The sequence below is a fragment of the Actinoallomurus vinaceus genome, assembly GCF_039542055.1.
Lineage (GTDB): Bacteria > Actinomycetota > Actinomycetes > Streptosporangiales > Streptosporangiaceae > Actinoallomurus > Actinoallomurus vinaceus.
On record NZ_BAABHK010000028.1, the window covers coordinates 39657 to 60420 of the forward strand.

Here is a 20764-nt window from a genome sequence, read left to right on the forward strand (position 1 = left end):
GCTCGATCAGGGCTGCGTAAACCGCTCGTTAACCGGTCGTTGCCGGTTCACGCGGCCCTCTAGGATGGCTGAGAACCCATCGATCGCAGAAACGGTTTCGACATGCTTAACGAGCACGCCGCCCATGGCTCCGCAGCCGCGGGCCAGGCCCGCGGCGGCGGAGCCATCACCCGCGAGGATGTCGCCCACCTCGCCCGGCTGTCCCGGCTGGCGCTGCGTGAGGACGAGCTCGACCATCTCGCCACCCAGCTCGATGACATCATCTCCGCGGTCGCGCGAGTCCAGGAGGTCGCGGCGGAGGACATCCCGCCGACCTCGCACGCGCTCCCGCTGACCAACGTCTTCCGCGCCGACGAGGTGCGGCCCTGCCTCACGCCCGACCAGGCGCTGTCCGGCGCGCCCGCCGCCGACGAGCAGCGGTTCAAGGTCCCGCGGATTCTCGACGAGGAGGCGTGAGCATGAGCATCATCAAGAAGACCGCGGCCGAGCTGGCCGAGCTGATCTCCTCCGGCGAGGCGTCGGCGGTCGAGGTCGCCCAGGCGCACCTGGACCGCATCGCCGCCGTCGACGACTCCGTCAAGGCGTTCGTGCACGTCGACCCGGACGTCGCCCTCGCGCAGGCCCGCGCGGTCGACGACCGCAAGGCGGCGGGGGAGACGCTCGGCCCGCTGGCCGGCGTCCCGATCGCGCACAAGGACGTCTTCACCACGGCCGACATGCCGACGACCTGCTCCTCCAAGATCCTGGAGGGCTGGCGCCCGCCGTACGACGCGACCGTCACGCGGCGGCTGCGCGAGGCGGGGATGGTCATCCTTGGCAAGACCAACATGGACGAGTTCGCGATGGGCTCCTCGACGGAGAACAGCGCGTTCGGCCCGACGCACAACCCCTGGGACCTGAACACGATCCCCGGCGGTTCCTCCGGCGGCTCCTCCGCGGCGGTCGCCGCGTACGAGGCGCCTCTCGCCACCGGCACCGACACCGGCGGCTCGATCCGCCAGCCCGCCGCGGTCACCGGCCTCGTCGGCATGAAGCCGACCTACGGCGGGTCGTCGCGGTACGGGTTGATCGCGTTCGCGTCCTCGCTCGACACACCGGGCCCGCTGGCCCGTACGGTCCTGGACGCCGCGCTGCTGCACGAGGCGTTCTCCGGGCACGACCCGATGGACTCCACCTCGATCGACCAGGCGGTGCCGCCCGTCGTCGAGGCGGCGCGCCGCGGCGACGTCGCCGGGCTGCGGATCGGCGTGGTCAAGGAGTTCGGCGGCGAGGGCTACCAGCCGGGCGTCCTGGCCCGCTTCCACGAGGCCGTCGAGCTGCTGGAGTCGCTGGGCGCCAAGGTCGTCGAGGTCTCCTGCCCGCACTTCACGTACGCGCTGCCGGCCTACTACCTGATCGCGCCGTCGGAGTGCTCGTCGAACCTGGCCCGGTTCGACGGCATGCGCTACGGCCTGCGCGTCGGTGACGACGGCACCCGCTCGGCCGAGGAGGTCATGGCGCTGACCCGCGCCGAGGGCTTCGGTGACGAGGTCAAGCGCCGGATCATGCTCGGCACCTACGCCCTGTCCAGCGGCTACTACGACGCCTACTACGGCAAGGCGCAGCAGGTCCGCACGCTGATCGCGCGCGACTTCGACGCGGCGTTCGAACAGGTCGACGTGCTGGTCTCGCCGACGACGCCGACGACGGCGTTCCCGATCGGCGAGCGCGCCGACGACCCGATGGCGATGTACCTCGCCGACCTGTGCACGATCCCGTCCAACCTCGCCGGCAACGCCGCCATCTCGGTGCCCTGCGGCCTGGCGGACGAGGACTCCCTGCCGGTCGGCCTGCAGATCATGGCACCGGTCCTCGCCGACGACCGCGTCTACCGCGTCGGCGCCGCCATCGAGCGGGCCCTGCAGGACCGCTGGGGCGGCCCGCTCCTGGCCAAGGCCCCAGAACTCTGACCGGGCCCGAAGGGACTGAACTACCGATGAGCATGGAAACGCTCGTGCCGTACGACGAGGCGCTGGCCAGGTACGAGCCGGTGCTGGGCATCGAGACCCACATCGAGCTGGGCACGACGACGAAGATGTTCTGCGGGTGCTCGACCGAGTTCGGCGCGGAGCCCAACACCCAGGTCTGCCCGGTCTGCCTGGGCATGCCGGGTTCGCTGCCGGTGACGAACCGCAGCGCGATCGAGGGCATCATCAAGATCGGTCTTGCGCTGAACTGCTCGATCGTCGAGTGGTGCCGCTTCGCCCGGAAGAACTACTTCTATCCGGACATGCCGAAGAACTTCCAGATCTCGCAGTACGACGAGCCGCTGTGCATTGACGGCTACCTCGACGTCGAGGTCGACGGCGAGACGTACCGCATCGAGATCGAGCGGGTCCACATGGAGGAGGACACCGGCAAGTCGCTCCACGTGGGCGGCGCGACCGGCCGCATCCATGGGGCCGACTTCTCGCTGGTCGACTACAACCGGGCCGGCATCCCGCTCGTCGAGATCGTCACCAAGCCGATCGTCGCGACGGGCGACAAGGCGCCGCTGGTCGCGCGGGCGTACGCCACCGAGCTGCGCGAGCTCGTACGCGCGGTCGGTGTCTCGGACGTACGCATGGAGCAGGGCTCGATGCGCTGCGACGTCAACGTCTCGCTGATGCCCAAGGGCGCGTCGGAGTGGGGCACCCGCACCGAGACCAAGAACGTCAACTCCCTTCGCTCGGTCGAGCGCGCCGTCCGGTACGAGATCGAGCGGCAGGCGGGTGTCCTCGACGCGGGCGGCCGGGTGATCCAGGAGACCCGTCACTTCCAGGAGGCCGCCGGCACGACGACGAGCGGGCGCAGCAAGGAAGAGGCGCAGGACTACCGCTACTTCCCCGAGCCCGACCTGGTGCCGATGGCCCCGCCGCGCGAGTGGGTGGAGCAGCTGCGCGCCGGGCTGCCCGAGCTGCCCGCCGCACGCCGCCGCCGGGTGCAGCAGGAGTGGGGCGTCGCCGACAAGGAACTGCAGGACATCGTCAACGCCGGTGCGCTGGACCTGATCGAGGAGACGGTCCGGCAGGGAGCCGAGCCCGCCGCCGCCCGCAAGTGGTGGATGAACGAACTGTCCCGGCGGGCCACCGAGCAGAGCGTCGAGCTGTCCGACCTGCCCGTCACCCCGGCCGACGTCGTACGAGTCAGCGCACTGGTCGCCGAGGGCACCATCAACGACAAGCTGGCCCGGCAGGTGTTCGACGGCGTGCTCGCCGGCGAGGGCACGCCGGACGAGGTCGTCGAGAAGCGCGGCCTGAAGGTCGTCAGCGACGAGGGCCAGCTGGGCTCGGTCATCGACGAGGTCATCGCCGCCAACCCGGACGTCGCGGAGAAGATCCGCGGCGGCAAGGTCGCGGCGGCCGGTGCGCTCGTCGGTGCCGTGATGAAGGCGACCCGTGGCCAGGCCGATGCCGGCCGCGCCCGCGAGCTGATCATCGAGAAGCTCACGAGCTGACGGCGACGGCGGCTCCGGGACCCGTACGGGCCTCGGAGCCGCCGCCGTCTCAGCAGGTCACCCTTGCCGCGCGGCGTCACGTGCCCGGGAGGGCGACGAACGCCGCGGCGGCTTCGGTGGCGGTCAGGCGACCCGGACGACGAAGGACACCGAGGCGGTCCCGCCGTTGTAGTGCACCGTCGCGGAGACGGTCGCGACCCCGGAGCCGACGGTGCGGATGGTGCGGTCGCGGTCGACGCGGACGACCTGCGGACGGTCGCTGCGATAGCTCACCGTCAGCCCCGCCGGCAGGGGGACGCTCGCGCCGCGGGTGATGTAGCCGTACCGGCTCTCATCCCGCGTCGACACGGTCAGCTGCGGATCCACGATGGCGCCCTGGGCGAATGTCACGCGCTGGACGATGCCCTGGGCGGCGTCCCCGGGCTGCGCCGGCTTGGCGGTGACGACCGCCGGTGTGGGGCGGAGCGTGCCGCCGATCCGTACGGACGCCCGCGCGGCGACGTCGGCGTCCCCGCTGGACGTGCCGAGCCGCAGCTCGTACGTGCCCCGGTCGACCACGTAGCGGTTCGACGCCTCGTCGAAGAACGCGAGCTTGGACACCGGGATCGTCAGGCGCACCCGCTCGGTCCGGTGCGGGCCGACGGTGACCTTCTGGAACGCCTCCAGCCGCTTGAGCGGACGTTCCTTGGCCGCCGGCTCGAACGGCGTGCTCACGTACAGCTGCGGCACGGTGGTGCCCCTGGTGTCACCGTGGTTGGTGACGTCCGCGGTCACGTGGAGGGTGCCGTTCGCGTCGGCCGACCGCTCGGCCCGCAGGTGGGAGTAGGAGAACCGGGTGTAGCTCAGGCCGTACCCGAACGGGTAGGTCACGTCGCCGGTGAAGTACATGTACGTCCGGCCCTTGCTCGTCGGTGTCGGCCGGATCGCGTAGTCACCGATCGCCGGGAGCTGGTTCACGTCGCCGTACCAGCTGAACGGCAGCCGCCCGCTCGGGTCGGTGTCGCCGAGGAGCACGGAGGCCAGCGCGGAGCCCTGACGCTGACCGTTGTAGGAGCTCCACAGCAGGGCCGGTACCCGCGACTGGAAGTCGCCGAGGTCGACCTGGCCCATCGTCTCCAGGTAGACGACGGTGCGGGGGTTGGCCGCGGCGACCTGGCTGATCATCGAGGACTGCGCGCCCGGCAGGGCGAGGGTCTTGCGGTCTGAGTCCTCGTTGGCGGTCTTCGCGTCGGTGCCCGCGACGACGATGACCACGTCGTGGTCCTTCGCCGCGGCCACGGAGGCGGCGTCGACGGTGTCCAGCGTCGTGCCGGTGACGCCCGGGTAGTAGTCGACGGTCGCGGCCGGGTTGATCTTCTGGACGGCCGCCTTGACACCCTGGAAGGCGTTGACCTCCTTGGCGACGCCCGGAGCGCCCTGGTTGCTGGAGTAGCCGCCGAGGTACAGCGACGACGGGTCGGCGTACGCCCCGATGACCGCGACCTTGTAGGCGCCCGACGAGGGGACCTTCAGCGGCAGCAGGCCGTCCTTGGTGCCGGCGACGGCGGAGTTCTTGAGCAGCACGAGGCTCTGCTCGGCGGCCTGCCGGGCGAGGTCGAGGCGCTCAGGCGTCTCGGTCACGGCGTTGTTGGCGTCGGAGTTGGTCCAGGTACCCGGCGCCAGGCGGGCGCGGGCCTCGCGCACCCACGGCACCTGGTCCTCACGGTCGAACTCGCCGGTCTGGAACCGGGCGGTGAACAGCCGGACCAGGGAGACGTCGACGTCGTTCTCGTTGAAGACGCCGGTCTGCGTGGTGATGTGCTTCGCGATCGCGCCGGGGACGGTGTTCCCGTAGTTGTACGCGTCGTGGTAGCCCTGGTTGCAGTCCAGATCCTCGCCCGCGGTGATGGCGTACGCGGTGCGGCCGTACTGGTCCAGCGGCGCGGACGCGCCCGGCGGCTGCCAGTGGTGGCCGGCCTGGATCTCGTAGACCGCGTCGCAGTCGGAGGTGAAGTAACCGCCGAAGCCGAAGGTCTGCCGGGCCAGCGTGTCCATCAGGTGGACGTTCGCGGCGGCGGGGACGCCGTTGACCCGGTTGTACGAGCTCATGATCGAGCCGGGATTGGACCGCTGGATGATGTCGCGGAACTGCGCGGTGTAGTACTCCCGCAGCGTGCGCTCGTCCATGTCGGACGAGCCGGTACGGCGGTTGTACTCGCTGTTGTTGGCGGCGAAGTGCTTCAGCGTGGCGAGCGCCTTGACGTACCCGTCCGCCGACTTCGGCAGCCTGCCGCTCTCGTCCTGCCCCTGCAGACCGTTGACGTACTGCGACGCGAGGGCGGCCGTGAGCGTGGGGTCCTCGCTCCACGTCTCGTCGTTGCGGCCCCAACGCGGGTCCCGGGCGAGGTTGACGGTAGGGGAGTAGAAGTCCAGGTCCTGCGTGTTGTTCGGCGCGACCTCCCGCGCCTCGTTCCCGATCTCGGTGGCCGCCTGGTGGACCAGGTCGGGGTTCCAGGTGCTGCCCATCGCCAGGTCGACCGGATAGGACGTGGTGTTGGTGAGGATCGGCGGGTTGGCGTTGGTGTTGGTCTGCAGGCGGGCCACGCCGTGTGCCGCTTCGTTCCACCAGCCCCAGGCGGCGACGCCCAGCCGGGGGATCGCCGGGGCCTGGCTGCTGTTCATCTGCTGGGCCTTCTCGGCGAGCGTGAGGCGGCCGACGAGGTCCGCGGCGCGCTCGGCCGGGGAGTATCCAGGATCAAGGTAGATCGGAGCGGTCGCGGGTCGCGCCTCGCGTACCGACGCGCCGGCCGTGCCGGTGGCGACGGCGCAGCACAGGGCCGCTGCGGCCCCGATCAGCGCGAATGGTCTTCTGTGCACGGTGGAACTCCCAGGGGACGCCGGGGCCGGAGGGCCTACGCTAGGAAAGCGTTTTCATCGACGTCAACCGGCTTTCACGTCCTTAACCGGTCACGGCCGGCCCGCGGGCTGCGGTGGCTTCGAGCGCCCGGTCGTCCGGGCGGCACCTGGGCGGGTCGTACGATCTGTCCCCATGGGCAGGGGAGGCGCACAGTGAAGGTCTGGGTCCCGGACAAGGAGATCGCCGAGGCGGTCGCTCACGTTGCGGGTGCGGTCGTCGACGTCTATCCCGGCGGGGACGATCTGCCGGGCGACCCCGGTGAGGTGGAGTTCTACGTTCCGCCGTTCACTCCGACCCCGCAGAGCCGCGCCGTCCTCGCCCGGATGACGAACCTGAAGATCCTCCAGTTGCAGGTGGCGGGCGTCGACACCTTCCTGCCGCACGTACCGCCCGGCGTGGTGCTGTGCAACGGCCGGGGCATCCATGACGCGAGCACCGCCGAGTGGGTGGTCGGCGGCATCATCGCGGCCCAGCGGGATTTCCCGCGCTTCGTCGACGCGCAGCGCGACGGCCGCTGGGACTGGCACATGACCGACGCGCTGGCCGACCGCTCCGTGCTGATCGTCGGGTACGGGTCCGTGGGCGCGGCGATCGAGCGCCGCCTGCTGCCGTTCGAGACCGAGGTCGTACGGGTGGCGAGGACGGCGCGCGACGGCGTCCATCCGGTCGGCGCCCTCCCGGACCTGCTGCCCCAGGCCGACGTCGTGGTCCTGATCGTGCCATCCACCCCGGAGACGACCGGCATGGTCGACGCCGGCTTCCTCGCGCGGATGAAGGACGGCGCCCTGCTCGTCAACGCCGCTCGCGGCTCGGTGGTCGACACGGGCGCGCTGGTCGCGGAGCTGTCCCGGCGGCGGCTGCGCGCGGTGCTGGACGTGACCGACCCCGAGCCGCTGCCCGCCGGTCACCCGCTCTGGTCCGCGCCCGGTGTCTTCATCACCCCGCACGTCGGAGGGTCGACGCCGGCGTCCCGGCGGCGTTCCATCGCCCTGGTGCGCGCGCAGCTCGAGCGCGCCGCCCGGGGCGAGCCCCTGCGAAACGTCATCACCGGCGCGTACTGAACGGGTAAAGGCTTTCCCCAGGTCCTTGGGCCACGGAGGGAGGCGGGCCGACCCCGATTTGACCGGCCGGGCGGATCGTGTCGACAAAGCGCTATCAAGCGCTCGTGTGCGATTACGCAACGTGGCGAGTTGTCGCCGGGTGGACGCCCAGCCTCAATCGCTCCGTGACCTACGGACCGTACATTGACCAACAAGGCTGACCAGAGTGAGCGCCGCACGCGGGTGCTGCCGGCGACCCCGGCACGCGCGCCCGGCGTGAGCTTTCCGGTGACGACCTGATTCCGGCCGTCACCCGTACCGGATGACACGGCATTCGACAGGCAGGTATACGCCGCACCTGAGACGGCCATGGGCCGTCGCCCCGGAAAGTCATGCATTCGGCACCCGGCGCGCGTTGTGCTCCGGGACAATTTGATCAAGATCAGAGAGCGAGAAAGTGATGACCGGCGAGCGGACGAAGCGGCGACGCTGGGGGATACCGGCGACCGTGCGGCCGTTCGGCCCGGTCGCCGTGCTCGCCGTCCTGCACGCGGTCGCCTTCCTGACGGGCCGGGGCACCGACGGCGGCGGCGCCTGGCTCAGCGCCTGGGCGGCGGCGATCGCCGCGAGTTCACTGCTGTTCGCCGTACGGCGGGCGCCGCAGACCCCCGCCGGGAAGGTCGACCGCGACACCTGGCGCTGGTTCGGGCTGGCGGCGCTGGCCTGGTCGGCCGGTGCGGCGATCAGCGCGATCTCCCGGCTCGTCCTCAGCCGGTCGGCGGTGGCGGTCTCACCGGCCGACCTGTTCTTCCTCATCGCCCTGGGCGCCATGACGGCCGGGTTCGTCGCGCCGATCGGCCCGCCGCGCAGCGCCCGCCCGTGGCTGCGCTACCTCGCCGACACGTACGTCTGCGCCTGCGCCCTGTTCGTCGTCGGCTGGGTGGCGATCTTCGATCGGCTGTACCGCATGTCGGGAGAGGGCTGGGTGCAGTTCGTCATCGAGCTGCGCTATCCGCTGCTCGACGCCCTGCTGGTCTGCGGGCTCCTGCCGATGGCGGTCGGGGCCCTGCGCGGGCGCCGCCGGTCCGCGATGGTCGCCTACTGCGCGCTGGTCGTCCTGACCGCGGCGGACGTCATGTACTTCATGGACCGGCTCAACGGCGGCGACGCGTACGGCTCCGCGGCCGACCTCGCGCGCCTGGCCGGCCTGCTGCTCCTCGGCGCCGCCCCGTGGACGACGCTGCGCGGCGGCGCGAGCGACGCGCCCCGGCGCCGCCTCGTGGGGCCCGGCCTCGCGCCGGCCGCGACGGCCGCCGCCGCGGCGATCTTCGTGGCCGGGCACTCGCTCACCGGCGCGCACGGCCTGCGGCCGATCGTCCCGATCATCGCCGGGTCGGCCGTCCTCGTCGTCCTCGCCCGGCTCGGGGAGCTGGTCCACGACAACGACCGGCTCCGGCGCGCCGTGAAGACCAGCGAGAAGCACTTCCGGGCGCTCACCGAGAGCATCAACGACGTCGTGGTGATCTGCGGGCTCGACGGCGTCATCGAGTACGTCAGCGAGGGCGCGCAGCCCTCGTACCACTACACGGCCGAGGACCTGCTCGGCCGCTCGGTGCGCGACGTCATCCACCCGGAGGACCTGCCGAGGGTGCTGGTGGCGGTCCGCCGGCTGCTCCGCGCCACCGGGAACGACGTCGTCCGCATCGCCTGCCGGGTCCGCGCCGCCGACGGCACCTGGCTGCCGACGGAGTCGACGATCTGCCGGTACGGCTCGTCCGGCGACAGGTCCGCGGACCGGCTCCTCGTGACCGTCCGGGACTTCAGCGAGCAGGCCGCCCTGCAGCGCCAGGTCACCCACCTGACCTTCCACGACGGGCTGACCGGCCTGCCGAACCGCGCCTACTTCGAAGAACGCGCCCGCGAGGTCGTCGAATGCGGCCAGGGCACCGTCGCGGTGATCTTCGTGGACCTCGACGGCTTCACCGCCGTGAACGACTCCATCGGCCACGCGGGCGGCGACCAGGTGCTGGCCCAGGCCGCCCGCCGCCTGCGCGCGGGCGTCCTGGCCGACGACACCGTCGCACGCTGGGGGAGCGACGAGTTCGCCGTGCTGGTGCAGAGCGCCACCGAGGTGCAGACGGTCGTCGACCTCGGCGAGCGCCTCGTCCGCGTGCTCGCGGGCGAGCCGTACCGCGTCGGCGACCGCAGCATCGTGCTCACCGCCAGCGTCGGCATCGCCTTCACCGAGACCGGCGTCGGCGGTCCCGAGCTCATCCGCAACGCCGACGTCGCGCTGTCCCGGGCCAAGGACCTCGGCGGCGGCCGGGTCGAGGTGTTCGCCGCCAAGATGCACGCCGACGTCGTCCGCCGGCTCGAGCTCAGCGGCGAGCTGCAGCGCGCGCTCACCGAGCAGCAGTTCACCGTGGAGTTCCAGCCGGTCGTCGAGCTCGCCACCTCCCGCGTCACCGGCGTCGAAGCGCTTGTACGGTGGTGGCGGGACGGCGTCTTCGTGCCCCCGGAGGAGTTCATCGGCACCGCGGAGGAGTCGGGCCTGATGATCCCGCTCGGCAACTGGGTGCTGCGCGAGGCCTGCTGCGAGGTGGCACGCTGGCGCGCCTCCGCCTGGGACATCGGGCTGTCGATCAACCTGCGGCCCCGGGAGATCGCCGCGCCCCGGTTCGTCGAGTCGGTGAAGGCCGCGCTGGACGACAGCGGGCTGTCCCCGGAGATGCTCACCCTGGAGGTCGAGGAGGAGGTCCTCGTCGACGGCGGTGACGAGCTCATCGCGCGGCTGTCCGCGCTGCGCGACCTCGGCGTGCGGCTGGCCATCGACGACTTCGGCACCGGCTACGCCTCACTGGCCTACCTGCGGCAGCTGCCGGTCGACGTCATCAAGATCGACCCCTCGTTCGTCGCCGGCCTCGGCCGCGACGAGACCCTCTCCCTGCTGACCCGCACGATCGTCCGGGTCGGCCGCGACCTCGGGCTGTGCGTCGTCGCCGAGGGCATCGAGCGCCCCGAGCAGCTCGAGCTCCTCAAGGAGATGGGCTGCCCCCGCGGCCAGGGCTTCCTCGTCGCCCGCCCGATGGCGCCGCGCGGGATCGAGGCCCTCGTCCGCACCAACCCGCGCGGCGAGGCGTCCATCCCACTCCACGGCTCGGCCCAGTCCGCCGGCTGAGGTTGACGACGGACGGGAGGCTGGAAGGCGACCTCCGGGTTGGCTGGCGAGGGTGAGGCTGCGACAGCAAGAACCGTTCCTATTCAGTGTGCAGGTGTGGGTTCCTGTTCACTGGCACGTCCCGAACGGTGGTGGGCGTGCTGGTCGCCTGCGTTCGCCGCATGGTCCGGGGGCGCGCATCGGGTGCGTGGTCCGGGAACCGGGGGGCAGGGTTCCTCACGTCCTGGGACACCTGATGTGGCCTGGACGGTCCAATGCCCCTGCTCATCGCTCTGGTGAGTAGGGGGCGGTGCCGTCCGTCGCCGGATCGGGTGCCCCAAGGCGCGTCGTCCGATTGCGATGCTGGCGGCATCGTGACGGGTGATCGTGCGGTTGGGGGTGGTCATGGGTTGCTGCCAGTGCTGGGCGCCCCATTTGGAGGTGTAGGCCGGGTCCACGGCCACGATCGCCACACCGTGACTGCTGGCCATCGACACCAGCCGGGCCTTCAGCCTGGCGGTGGGGAACCGGGAGATCAGCTGCCGGAACCGCTTGCGGCGGCCGTGTTTCTCGCGGGTCTTTTCTTGCTCGAAGTTCAGGTCTTCAATCGCGATCGCTGTGACATCGCAGTCCTTGGTCCAGTGCAACAGTCTCGTGATTGCGTGACGGATCTGGGCGTCTCGGTGATCGGCCGACCCGGAGAGGTCGAAGAAGAACCGGCGGGGCGCGCCGATCGGGTTGCCGTGGATGTCGAGCCGCCAGGCGGCGAGGTGATCGTTGTTGGTGTCCACGCCGACGACTCCCTTCGCTAGGGCAGCCTGCAGCGGGATCGTGGTGACGGGTGGGCGTTGCCAGGACGCGGTGACGTACCAGCGGCGCCGGTCGGGGTCGTGGTGGATGCGGTAGGCCACGGCCCGATTTCCTGTGATCCGGTCAGCCCATTCGGTGCCCCGGTGTGCGAAGGTCACTGGGGCTGCCAAGACGTATCGGCCGTGGGGGGCGTTCGCCAGATGCCCGAGTGGCGCGGGCAGTTTGATGGAGACCTGTCCGTCGGGGGTGATGCGGATGGTCTCGTTGCCGAACTGTTTCCCGCTTTCTCCATCAGCGGTCAAGAACCAGCGCGCCGCCTCCCATTTCGCTCGCCATTGCTCCTTGGTCAGTCCAGCTTCCTCCAGGTGGTGGCGGGTGCCTGCCAGCCGCTTGCCGCCGCGCACGATGCGGACCCGCCCAGCCTGCCAGTCCGCCAGCACCGCCGCGTGCCGGACCTGCAACGAGGCCAGACGGCGGGATTTGGCGTGCCACTCCTCCGCAGACTGGTACCCACCCGGAGCGCGTTTGGTCCCGAGCTGCCCAACGGGCAGGGACAGCCGATGCGAAACCGTGGCGATGCCGGCCTCCAGACTTCGGATGTAGGCGAGCTGGTTACGACGTGCTAACGCCCACTGATCATGCGTCGCCTTCGTGATCGACCCGGCCCACCGCGACGACGACTCAGCGGTCAATCCACGTTTGCGCGCTGCCCACCTGCCACTGTCGTGGCCTGGGCCGTCGGCGCACCGGGCCTTCAGATCACGTGAGGCCAGCGTCCCCAGATGCGCACCCACCGCCCGCAACACCATCCCATCGCGGTCGGTGAGGTGCTTGAGGCGAGCACGGATCGCAACACCGGACGGCCTCATGGCCACGAACGGCGCGGCGAACCGACGGCCAGGGCCAGGGTTACCGGCCAGGGACCGAACGGAACGCGACGCTGAACGCACGTTCGAAGGTTAGCGACATCCCAGCTATAGCGGCAACTCACTGTAATGATTCAAATTCAAGCTGTTAGTTGGAACCTGGCTGGCGTCAAAGACCGCACATTCCCGATATCGCCCGTACTCTCCCGTACCCCCAATTCGCCCTGGACGGCCAGGCGTACGCGGTCGTCGGCTCCGAGCGGGGCAGTACTACTACAGCAAGCTGTTCGACCGGACCGGCGCGACCGTCGTCAAGGGCGGGCTGAGGTACTACGAGATCCAGTTCGGCCACCGCGTCTACTTCGTCAAGGCCGACGACGTGGACCTCAAACCGGCCAGGTAACGGCCGCACCGGGGTTCCCGCGCGCCCGCTGCGCGGGAACCCCGGGCGGTCCTGCTCTCTGCACGGCGGTCGGCCATGACGGGGGCCGCCTCACGGCCGGCCACCCGGTGCGCGGGAATGGCGACGGCAGGTGGCCCGGTCAGCAGGCGGAACGCGCTCGGCGGGCGGCCGCCGCGCGTACGGCCGACGCCGCGGCGTCCGTGCAGAGGCAGCAGGCCTCCGTGAAGACGCGTACGGCCTCGCGGTCGTCGCCGGTGCGCCAGACGACCGCGAGCTCGCTGGGGGACAGGCCGCCGACCGGCCGGTACACGAGGTCGTCCCGCCGGTAGATCTCGGCGTTGCCGGCGGCGAGGAGCACCACGCCGAGGCCCGAGGCGACCGCCTCGAAGGTCTCGTCGGCGGTCTCCGCGACCGCGGCGATCCGCGCCGGCGCCTCACGGTGGTCCTCGGCGAGCCAGAACGTGCGGAGGGCCCCGGCTTCGGGCGGGAGGGCGACGAACGGCTCGCCGGTGAGTTCGGCGAACGGCACGACCTCCAGCGCGGTCAGCCGGTGACCGGACGGCAGCGCCACCCACCGATCCTCACGCGAGATCACCTTCCAGGAGAAGCCGCCGTCGGGGACCGGCAGCCAGGCGATCGCGACGTCGACGTCGCCGTTCGCCAGCCCGGCCGTCGGATCGGCCCAGGAGACCTGGCGGAACCGGAGCCGCCCGCCCGGCAGCAGCCGGTCCATCGCGTCCGTCACGGCCGGGATGAGCCCGCGGCCGATGCTGGTCTGGAAGCCGACCGTCAGGACGGCGTCCTCCGCGGAGGCGGCGTCGGCCACCGCGCGCCGTGCCTGTTCCCACTCCTCGATGAGCCGCCGGGCATGGGGCAGGAGGGCGCTGCCGGCCGGGGTCAGCGCGACCGTGCGCCGGTCGCGGACGAAGAGCGGGGTCCGGAGCTCCACCTCGAGCCGGCGGATCTGCTTGCTCAGCGCCGGCTGGGAGATGAAGAGCCGGTCGGTCGCGGCCCGGGTGAAGCTGAGCTCCTCCGCGACGGCCACGAAGTACCGCAGGTCCCGCAGGTGGACGTCCATAGCCGAAGGTTATGACAACAGGTCTTGGACGGACCCGGGCCCGCTGCCCGACGCTTCCGTACGGAGGAGGCGTGGCGCGGATGTCACGCCGTCGACGGAAGGAGACAGCACGTGGAACTCGGGGTCACGGGACTGAACGCCAAGGCGACGCTCGGCCCGGCGGAGACCGTACGGCTGGCGCGGCGTGCCGAGGAGCTCGGGTACCGCTCGTGGTGGGCGGGGGAGCACGTCGTGCTGCCGAGCCCGCGGACGCCGGACGCGCCGATGGAGCCGACGGACCCGATCCTCGACCCGCTGGTGCACCTGTCCTATGTCGCCGCCGTCACCGAGCGCCTGGAACTCGGCACCGGCATCGTGATCCTGCCGCAGCGCAACCCGGTCGTGCTCGCCAAGCAGGTCGCCAGCCTGGACGTGCTCAGCGGCGGCCGGCTGCACCTCGGCGTCGGGGCCGGTTATCTCGAACCGGAGATGACCGCGGTGGGCGTGCCGTTCGCCGAGCGCGGCGCCCGGGCCGACGAATACCTGGACGCGATGCGGGCGCTGTGGACCCAGGAGGCACCGTCCTACCAGGGCCGCTACGTCGCCTTCGACCGCGTCGACGCCCATCCACGGCCCGTGCGGGCCGGCGGGCCGCGGATCGTGATCGGCGGTCACAGCCCGGCGGCCTTCCGGCGGGCGGTCGCCCGTGGAGACGCCTGGTTCGGCAACGGTGACGGGCCCGACGACCTGGTCCGCCACCTGGCCGGGCTGGAGAAGGCGGCGGCCGAGGTGGAGCGCCCGGCCCGGCTGGGACGCCTGGAGATCGACTTCCTGCCACTTTCTCCGGTGGACGCCTCGGACGCCCGTCGCTACGCGGAACTCGGCGTCGACCGGCTCATCGTCTACCCGCTGCCGCTGGAGGACCCCGCCGACGTCGAGAGGTTCCTCGAGCGGCACGCCGACCTGCCCCGCTGAGATGACCATCGACAGGAGTGACATGCGCGCATTGATCCACGACCCCGGCGCACCGGCAGGGCTGCGCCTGGGTGACGTTCCCGCACCCGTCCCGCGCGACGACCAGGCCCTGATCCAGGTCCACGCCGCCTCGCTGAACTTCGTCGACGTCGCGTTCATGGCCGAGCGGGCACGGCCGGGCGCCGTCCTCGGGATGGACGCCGCCGGGATCGTCGTCAAGGCGGCGGCCGACGGATCGGGTCCGCCGCCCGGCGCACGGGTGGTGGGCTTCGGGTGGGCGGCGGGTGCCTGGGCCGAGTACCGCGCCGCCGACACCAAGGAGCTGGCCGTCGTTCCCGACTCCGTCGATCTCGGGGCGGCGAGCGCGCTCCCGGCGGCGGGCGTCACCGCCCTGCGCGCGCTGCGGAGGCTCGGCCCGGTGATCGGCCGGCGGGTCCTCGTCACGGGAGCGTCCGGCGGGGTCGGGCGCTTCGCCGTCCAGCTCGCCGTCCGCGCGGGCGCGTACGTCGTCGCGGCCGTGGGGAGCCCGAGCCGCGCCGAGGGCCTCCGCGAGCTCGGGGCCGACGAGGTCGTCGTCGACCTGCGGGACGTCACCGCGCCCGTCTTCGGCGTCCTCGACAACGTGGGCGGGGCGGTGCTGGCCGAGGCGTTCGGGCTGCTGGAGGACGGCGGGTGCGCGCAGAGCATCGGCATGGCCTCCCGCGAACCGACGACCATCGACTTCGAGACGGAACGGCTGGCCGGCGTGCGCAAGCGCCTGGAGCCGTTCATCGTCGGCCGGGCGGGGATCGACCCGGCGTTCGGCCCGGATCTCACCTACCTGGTCGATCTTCTCGAACGAAAGGCGCTGGATCCGCAGATCGGCTGGCGCGGACCGTGGGAGCGCGCTCCGGAGGCGGCCGAGGCACTCCTCGCCCGCCGCGTATCGGGCAAGGCCGTACTCGACATCGGACGATAACGGCAGCTCGTACTTATCAGTCCGAACTGGACAGTTCAGACTGAAGGATTTACCGTGGAGGCATGGACAAGATCACCACAGAGGTGTCCGAGTCCGCCGTTCGTGCGGCCCACGAGGTGCGCGTGGTGGTGGGCCGCCTGCGGCGGCGGTTCCGGGAGACGTACGACACGGAGGGGCTGACGCCGTCGCAGACCTCCGTGCTCAGCAGGCTGGACAAGGAGGGGCCGGCGTCCGCGAGTGCTCTCGCCGCCGCCGAGCGGGTCCGGCCCCAGTCGATGGCCGCCACCCTCTCCGTGCTGGAGGAGCGCGGTCTGATCCAGCGTCGGCCCGACCCCCACGACGGCCGCCGGCAGCTGGTCTCGGTGAACGAGGCGGGCCACGCGTTCCTGGAGGACAAGCGGCGGGCGGGCGAGGAATGGCTGGCCCGGGCCCTGCAGGAGCGCTACACCGAAGAGGAACGCCGGACCGTCATCGAGGCGCTGGCCCTGCTGGACCGGCTCACGCGCTCATGACCTTGAAGGCCATCCGCTCGCGACGCACCGAAAGCCCCCCGCGAGACGCCTTCGACCGCAGGCTCCTCGCTCCGATGATCCTGGGCGCGGTGCTGAACCCGATCAACTCGACGCTCGTCTCGGTGTCCCTGGTCCCGATCGGCGCCGCGTTCGGGGCTCCGCCGTCCCAGACGGCCTGGCTGGTCTCCGGGCTGTACCTCGCCACCTCGATCGGGCAGCCCGTGGTCGGGCGGCTGATCGACCTGTACGGGCCGCGCCGCCTCTTCCTCGCCGGAACCCTCCTCGTGGGGATCGCCGGTCTGGTCGGGCTCCTCGCCCCGAACCTGGGCGTGCTGGTCGTCGCGCGGGTGCTGCTCGGATTCGGCACGTGCGCCGGCTACCCGGCCGCGATGTACCTCATCCGCAGTGAGGCCGAGCGCACCGGCAGGGACAGTCCGGCCGCAGTGCTGACCGCGATCGCGATCAGCACGCAGACCGTCGCCGTCATCGGCCCCTCCCTGGGCGGGCTGCTGATCGCGGTCGGCGGCTGGCGTGCCACCCTCGCAGTCAACATCCCGCTGGCGGCCGCCGGCCTGATCATCGGCCGGCTCCGGCTGCCGAAGACGCCCCTTCCCGAACGCGCCGCGTCCGAACGGCCGGCGGCCCGGCTGGACCTGCCGGGCATGGCCCTGTTCGCCGCGATGCTCGTCGCGGTGCTGCTGTTCCTGATGAGCCCGGGGTCCGCTCACTGGTACCTTCCGGTGCTCGCCGTCGCGGCCGGAGCCGGCTTCGCGCTCCGGGAGTCCCGCGCGGTGGAGCCGTTCATCGACCTGGGCGTGTTCGGCGGCAACCTGCCCCTGCTGCTCACCTACGCTCGTGCGCTCCTCGCCTATGTCGTGTCGTACTCCTTCCTGTACGGCTACACCGAGTGGCTGGAGGAGGGGCGCGGGCTGTCCGCCTCCCAGGCCGGGCTCGCGCAGCTGCCGTTGTTCCTGACCGGGATCCTCGTCGCCGCCGCGACCGGCCGCCGCGCGGAGATCCGGGGCAAGCTCATCGTCGGCGCCGTCGGCCAGGTCACCGCCTGCGCCATGCTCCTGCTGCTCCACCCGGGCAGCCCGGTGTGGCTGCTGGTCGCCGTCGCCCTCGTCTGCGGCATCCCCCAGGGGCTGAACGGCCTCGCCCTGCAGAACGCGGTGTACTACCAGGCCGACCCGGCGCGGATCGGCTCGTCCGCCGGGCTCCTGCGCACCTTCTCCTACCTCGGCGCGATGATCTCCTCCGCGGCCGGCGGCGCCTTCTTCGCCCACCGGGCCGACACGGGAGGCCTGCACCGTCTCGCCTGGTTCCTGCTCGCCGTGGCAGGTGTGTTCCTGGCGATCACCGTCGCCGACCGCTCACTGCGCCGGATCCGCGGGTCGGACCAGCGCGTGACCCCTCACCAGAGAAATGGAGCCGACAGATGAAGAACACCGCTCTGCTCGTCATGGACGTCCAGGAGGGCATCGTCCCCCGCGTACCGGACGCGGACTACCTGCCGCGGCTCGCCCGCGCGGTCGGCGGCGCCCGCGACGCCGGCGTTCCCGTCATCCACGTCGTCATCGGCTTCCGCCCCGGCCATCCGGAGAAGAGCGACCGCAACAAGGCCTTCGCGGCCCTGCCGCCGGGCGCGTTCACGCCGGACGACCCCGGCGCGGCCGTCCACGCCGACGTCGCGCCCCGGCCCGGCGAGAGCATCGTCACGAAGAAGCGGGTCAGCGCATTCGCGGGCAGCGACCTGGAGCTGGTCCTGCGGTCCGGTGAGATCGACCATCTCGTGCTGACCGGCATCGCCACCAGCGGTGTCGTCCTGTCCACCCTGCGCCAGGCCGCCGACCTGGACTACCGCCTCACCGTCCTGGCCGACGGCTGCGCCGACGTGGACCCTGAGGTCCACCGGGTCCTCACCGAGAAGGTGTTCCCCCGGCAGGCGGACGTCGTCACCGTCGACGAGTGGGTGAAGTCCCTCGCCTGACCGTCCGTCACGTCGACCGCACCCGCCGCGGCGGGTGCGGTCGACGGTGCTCGTACCGGTGCATTCGTCTCGGATGGTGAGACATGCCGTCCAAGGATTTGACGCGAGCCGCGAAACCCACCATGGTTGACACCATGAACCGCAACCTGATTCTCGTACTTGGTCGGCGCGCAAGCTGACCGAGTAGATCGCTTGCGCGCTCCCCTCGACCGCCGTCCGGCGCGAGGGGTTTTTTGTTGGCCATAACCCCGGCCCCGCGCACCGCGTCCCGGACGGCATCGCCCGCCTGGCACGCCAAGGGGCAGAGCCCAGCGCTCAAGAGCAACAAGGATGAAGCAGATGACCGAACGGATGACCGGATCCCAGGCGCTCATCAGAGCCCTGGAGGAGGTCGGCGTCGACACCGTGTTCGGGATCCCGGGCGGGGCCATCCTCCCGGCCTACGACCCTCTCTTCGACTCGCAGAAGATCCGCCACATCCTTGTCCGGCACGAGCAGGGCGCGGGCCACGCCGCTCAGGGGTACGCGCAGGCGACGGGCAAGGTGGGCGTGTGCATGGCGACCAGCGGTCCCGGCGCGACCAACCTCGTCACCCCGATCGCCGACGCCTACATGGACTCGGTGCCGATCGTCGCGATCACCGGCCAGGTCGCGAGCGGCGCGATCGGCACGGACGCCTTCCAGGAGGCGGACATCTCCGGCATCACGATGCCGATCACCAAGCACAACTTCCTCGTCACCGACCCCGCCGACATCGGCCGTACGATCGCCGAGGCGTTCCACATCGCCTCGACCGGCCGCCCGGGCCCGGTCCTCGTGGACATCTCCAAGGACGCGCTGCAGAACCAGACCGACTTCTTCTGGCCGCAGCCGATGCAGCTGCCCGGCTACCGCCCGGTGACGCGGCCGCACGCCAAGCAGGTGCGCGAGGCCGCCCGCCTCCTCACCGAGGCCAAGCGGCCGGTGCTGTACGTCGGCGGGGGCGTGCTCAAGGCGCGCGCCGCCGCGGAGCTGCGCACGCTGGCCGAACTGACCGGCGCGCCCGTGGTGACCACCCTGATGGCCAAGGGCGCGCTCCCCGACAGCCACCCGCTGCACATGGGCATGCCCGGCATGCACGGCAGCGTCGGCGCCGTCGGCGCGCTGCAGCGCGCCGACCTGCTGATCGCGCTGGGCGCGCGGTTCGACGACCGGGTCACCGGCCGCCTCGACAGCTTCGCCACCGGCGCCAAGGTCGTGCACGCCGACATCGACCCGGCCGAGATCTCCAAGAACCGCCACGCCGACGTCCCGATCGTCGGCGACTGCCGCGACGTCCTCACCGACCTGATCAACGCGGTGCGCACCGAGCACGCCGCCGGGCGCAAGGGCGACTACGAGGCCTGGTGGCGCCAGCTGAACTCCTGGCGTGACACCTACCCGCTGGGCTACGACCGGCCGGAGGACGGGAGCCTGGCCCCGCAGTACGCCATCGAGCGCATCGGCAAGATCGTCGGCCCGGACGCGCTGTACGTCGCCGGGGTGGGCCAGCACCAGATGTGGACCGCCCAGTTCATCGGCTACGAGAACCCCGGATCGTTCATCAACTCCGGCGGCCTCGGCACGATGGGGTACGCCGTGCCGGCCGCGATGGGCGCGAAGCAGGGCCGGCCCGACACGGCCGTCTGGGCGATCGACGGCGACGGCTGCTTCCAGATGACCAACCAGGAGCTGGCCACCTGCGCCATCGAGGGCATCCCGATCAAGGTCGCCGTCATCAACAACGGCAACCTCGGCATGATCCGGCAGTGGCAGACCCTCTTCTACGAGGGGCGCTATTCCAACAGCGACCTGCAGTCCCGCCGGATCCCCGACTTCGTAAAACTGGCGGAGGCGTACGGCTGCGCGGGGCTGCGCTGCGACAACGCCGCCGACGTGGACGCCACGATCGCCAAGGCCATGGAGATCAACGACGTCCCGGTCGTCATCGACTTCATCGTGCACCAGGACGCGATGGTCTGGCCGATGGTCGCGGCCGGCACCAACAACGACGAGATCAAGATCGCCCGCGACATGGCGCCCGACTGGGAGAACACGGACTGAGATGAGCAGGCACACGCTTTCCGTCCTGGTGGAGAACAAACCGGGCATCCTCGCCCGGGTCGCCGCACTGTTCTCCCGGCGCGGATTCAACATCGACTCGCTCGCGGTCGGGACGACGGAGCACCCGGACATCTCCCGGATGACGATCGTCGTCAACGTCGAGGACCTTCCGCTGGAGCAGGTCACCAAGCAGCTGAACAAGCTGGTCAACGTCATCAAGATCGTCGAACTGGACCCGTCGGCGTCGGTGCAGCGCGAGCTGATACTGATCAAGGTCCGGGCCGACGCGGAGACCCGCTCCCAGGTTCTGGAGACCGTCCAGCTCTTCCGCGCGAAGGTCGTCGACGTGGCCACGGACGCGGTCACGGTCGAGGCGACCGGAAGCAGGGACAAGCTGGAGGCCCTGATCAGGGTCCTGGAGCCGTTCGGTATCAAGGAACTGGTGCAGTCGGGCATGGTGGCCGTCGGCCGCGGCGCCCGCTCCATCACAGACCGCTCGTTGCGCGCCATCGAGCGCAGCGCGTGAAACTCAGAGAGGCAAAG

At 71.2% G+C, this 20764-nt stretch carries 14 protein-coding genes and 1 pseudogene; 12 read left to right on the plus strand and 3 right to left on the minus strand.

Going from position 1 to position 20764, the window contains the following annotated elements:
- Nucleotides 1-102: 102 nt before the first annotated feature.
- From gatC to gatB, 3 genes are read left to right on the plus strand one after another with little or no spacing between them, the layout of a single operon-like run.
- Nucleotides 103-456, plus strand: a complete 354-nt coding sequence (gatC, locus tag ABEA24_RS50210) for an Asp-tRNA(Asn)/Glu-tRNA(Gln) amidotransferase subunit GatC (protein WP_345443110.1) — start codon at nt 103-105, stop codon at nt 454-456.
- A gap of 2 nt (nt 457-458) precedes the next feature.
- Complete coding sequence (gatA, locus tag ABEA24_RS50215) at nt 459-1949, plus strand: Asp-tRNA(Asn)/Glu-tRNA(Gln) amidotransferase subunit GatA (protein WP_345443113.1); 1491 nt, start codon at nt 459-461, stop codon at nt 1947-1949.
- A 26-nt stretch (nt 1950-1975) separates the two neighbouring features.
- Nucleotides 1976-3475 carry an Asp-tRNA(Asn)/Glu-tRNA(Gln) amidotransferase subunit GatB gene (gene gatB / locus ABEA24_RS50220; RefSeq protein WP_345443116.1) on the plus strand — a complete coding sequence of 500 codons (1500 nt, stop codon included), beginning with the start codon at nt 1976-1978 and terminating at the stop codon, nt 3473-3475.
- Nucleotides 3476-3598: 123 nt separating this feature from the next.
- Here the strand turns inward: gatB and ABEA24_RS50225 are convergent, their stop codons facing one another.
- Nucleotides 3599-6331 (minus strand): glycoside hydrolase family 3 C-terminal domain-containing protein, encoded by a 2733-nt coding sequence (locus tag ABEA24_RS50225; protein WP_345443119.1) that lies wholly within the window; start codon nt 6329-6331, stop codon nt 3599-3601.
- 192 nt (nt 6332-6523) lie between these two features.
- On the opposite strand from ABEA24_RS50225, the gene ABEA24_RS50230 reads away from it, so the two are divergent.
- Both ABEA24_RS50230 and ABEA24_RS50235 read left to right on the plus strand, forming a co-directional pair.
- Nucleotides 6524-7432 (plus strand): 2-hydroxyacid dehydrogenase, encoded by a 909-nt coding sequence (locus ABEA24_RS50230; protein ID WP_345443121.1) that lies wholly within the window; start codon nt 6524-6526, stop codon nt 7430-7432.
- 439 nt (nt 7433-7871) lie between these two features.
- A complete protein-coding gene (locus ABEA24_RS50235) occupies nt 7872-10589 on the plus strand; it encodes a putative bifunctional diguanylate cyclase/phosphodiesterase (RefSeq protein ID WP_345443124.1) in 2718 nt (905 codons plus the stop codon).
- Between the two features lie 83 nt (nt 10590-10672).
- Here the strand turns inward: ABEA24_RS50235 and ABEA24_RS50240 are convergent, their stop codons facing one another.
- Both ABEA24_RS50240 and ABEA24_RS50245 read right to left on the minus strand, forming a co-directional pair.
- The gene (locus tag ABEA24_RS50240) at nt 10673-12328 is read right to left on the minus strand and encodes an IS200/IS605 family accessory protein TnpB-related protein (protein ID WP_345443126.1); all 1656 of its coding nucleotides are present in this window, start codon (nt 12326-12328) and stop codon (nt 10673-10675) included.
- Nucleotides 12329-12786: 458 nt separating this feature from the next.
- Entirely contained in the window at nt 12787-13725 is a 939-nt protein-coding gene (locus tag ABEA24_RS50245) for a LysR family transcriptional regulator (RefSeq protein ID WP_345443129.1), read from the minus strand.
- A gap of 111 nt (nt 13726-13836) precedes the next feature.
- Here ABEA24_RS50245 and ABEA24_RS50250 point away from each other — a divergent pair, with 111 nt between their 5' ends.
- The 7 genes and pseudogenes from ABEA24_RS50250 to ilvN all read left to right on the plus strand — a co-directional run bounded on the left by ABEA24_RS50250 (nt 13837) and on the right by ilvN (nt 20747).
- Nucleotides 13837-14679 (plus strand): LLM class F420-dependent oxidoreductase, encoded by an 843-nt coding sequence (locus ABEA24_RS50250; protein ID WP_345443132.1) that lies wholly within the window; start codon nt 13837-13839, stop codon nt 14677-14679.
- Between the two features lie 22 nt (nt 14680-14701).
- Complete coding sequence (locus tag ABEA24_RS50255; RefSeq protein WP_345443134.1) at nt 14702-15637, plus strand: zinc-binding dehydrogenase; 936 nt, start codon at nt 14702-14704, stop codon at nt 15635-15637.
- A gap of 62 nt (nt 15638-15699) precedes the next feature.
- The gene (locus ABEA24_RS50260; RefSeq protein WP_345443137.1) at nt 15700-16149 is read left to right on the plus strand and encodes a MarR family winged helix-turn-helix transcriptional regulator; all 450 of its coding nucleotides are present in this window, start codon (nt 15700-15702) and stop codon (nt 16147-16149) included.
- Between the two features lie 74 nt (nt 16150-16223).
- Complete coding sequence (locus ABEA24_RS50265) at nt 16224-17591, plus strand: MFS transporter (protein WP_345443139.1); 1368 nt, start codon at nt 16224-16226, stop codon at nt 17589-17591.
- The gene (locus ABEA24_RS50270; protein ID WP_345443142.1) at nt 17588-18139 is read left to right on the plus strand and encodes a cysteine hydrolase family protein; all 552 of its coding nucleotides are present in this window, start codon (nt 17588-17590) and stop codon (nt 18137-18139) included. The genes ABEA24_RS50265 and ABEA24_RS50270 overlap by 4 nt, the downstream gene beginning before the upstream one ends.
- A gap of 318 nt (nt 18140-18457) precedes the next feature.
- A pseudogene (locus ABEA24_RS50275) lies at nt 18458-20221 on the plus strand (acetolactate synthase large subunit); the annotation flags it as partial.
- A gap of 1 nt (nt 20222) precedes the next feature.
- On the plus strand, nt 20223-20747 hold the full coding sequence (ilvN, locus tag ABEA24_RS50280; RefSeq protein WP_345443144.1) for an acetolactate synthase small subunit: 525 nt from the start codon (nt 20223-20225) through the stop codon (nt 20745-20747).
- The last annotated feature ends 17 nt before the right edge of the window (nt 20748-20764 follow it).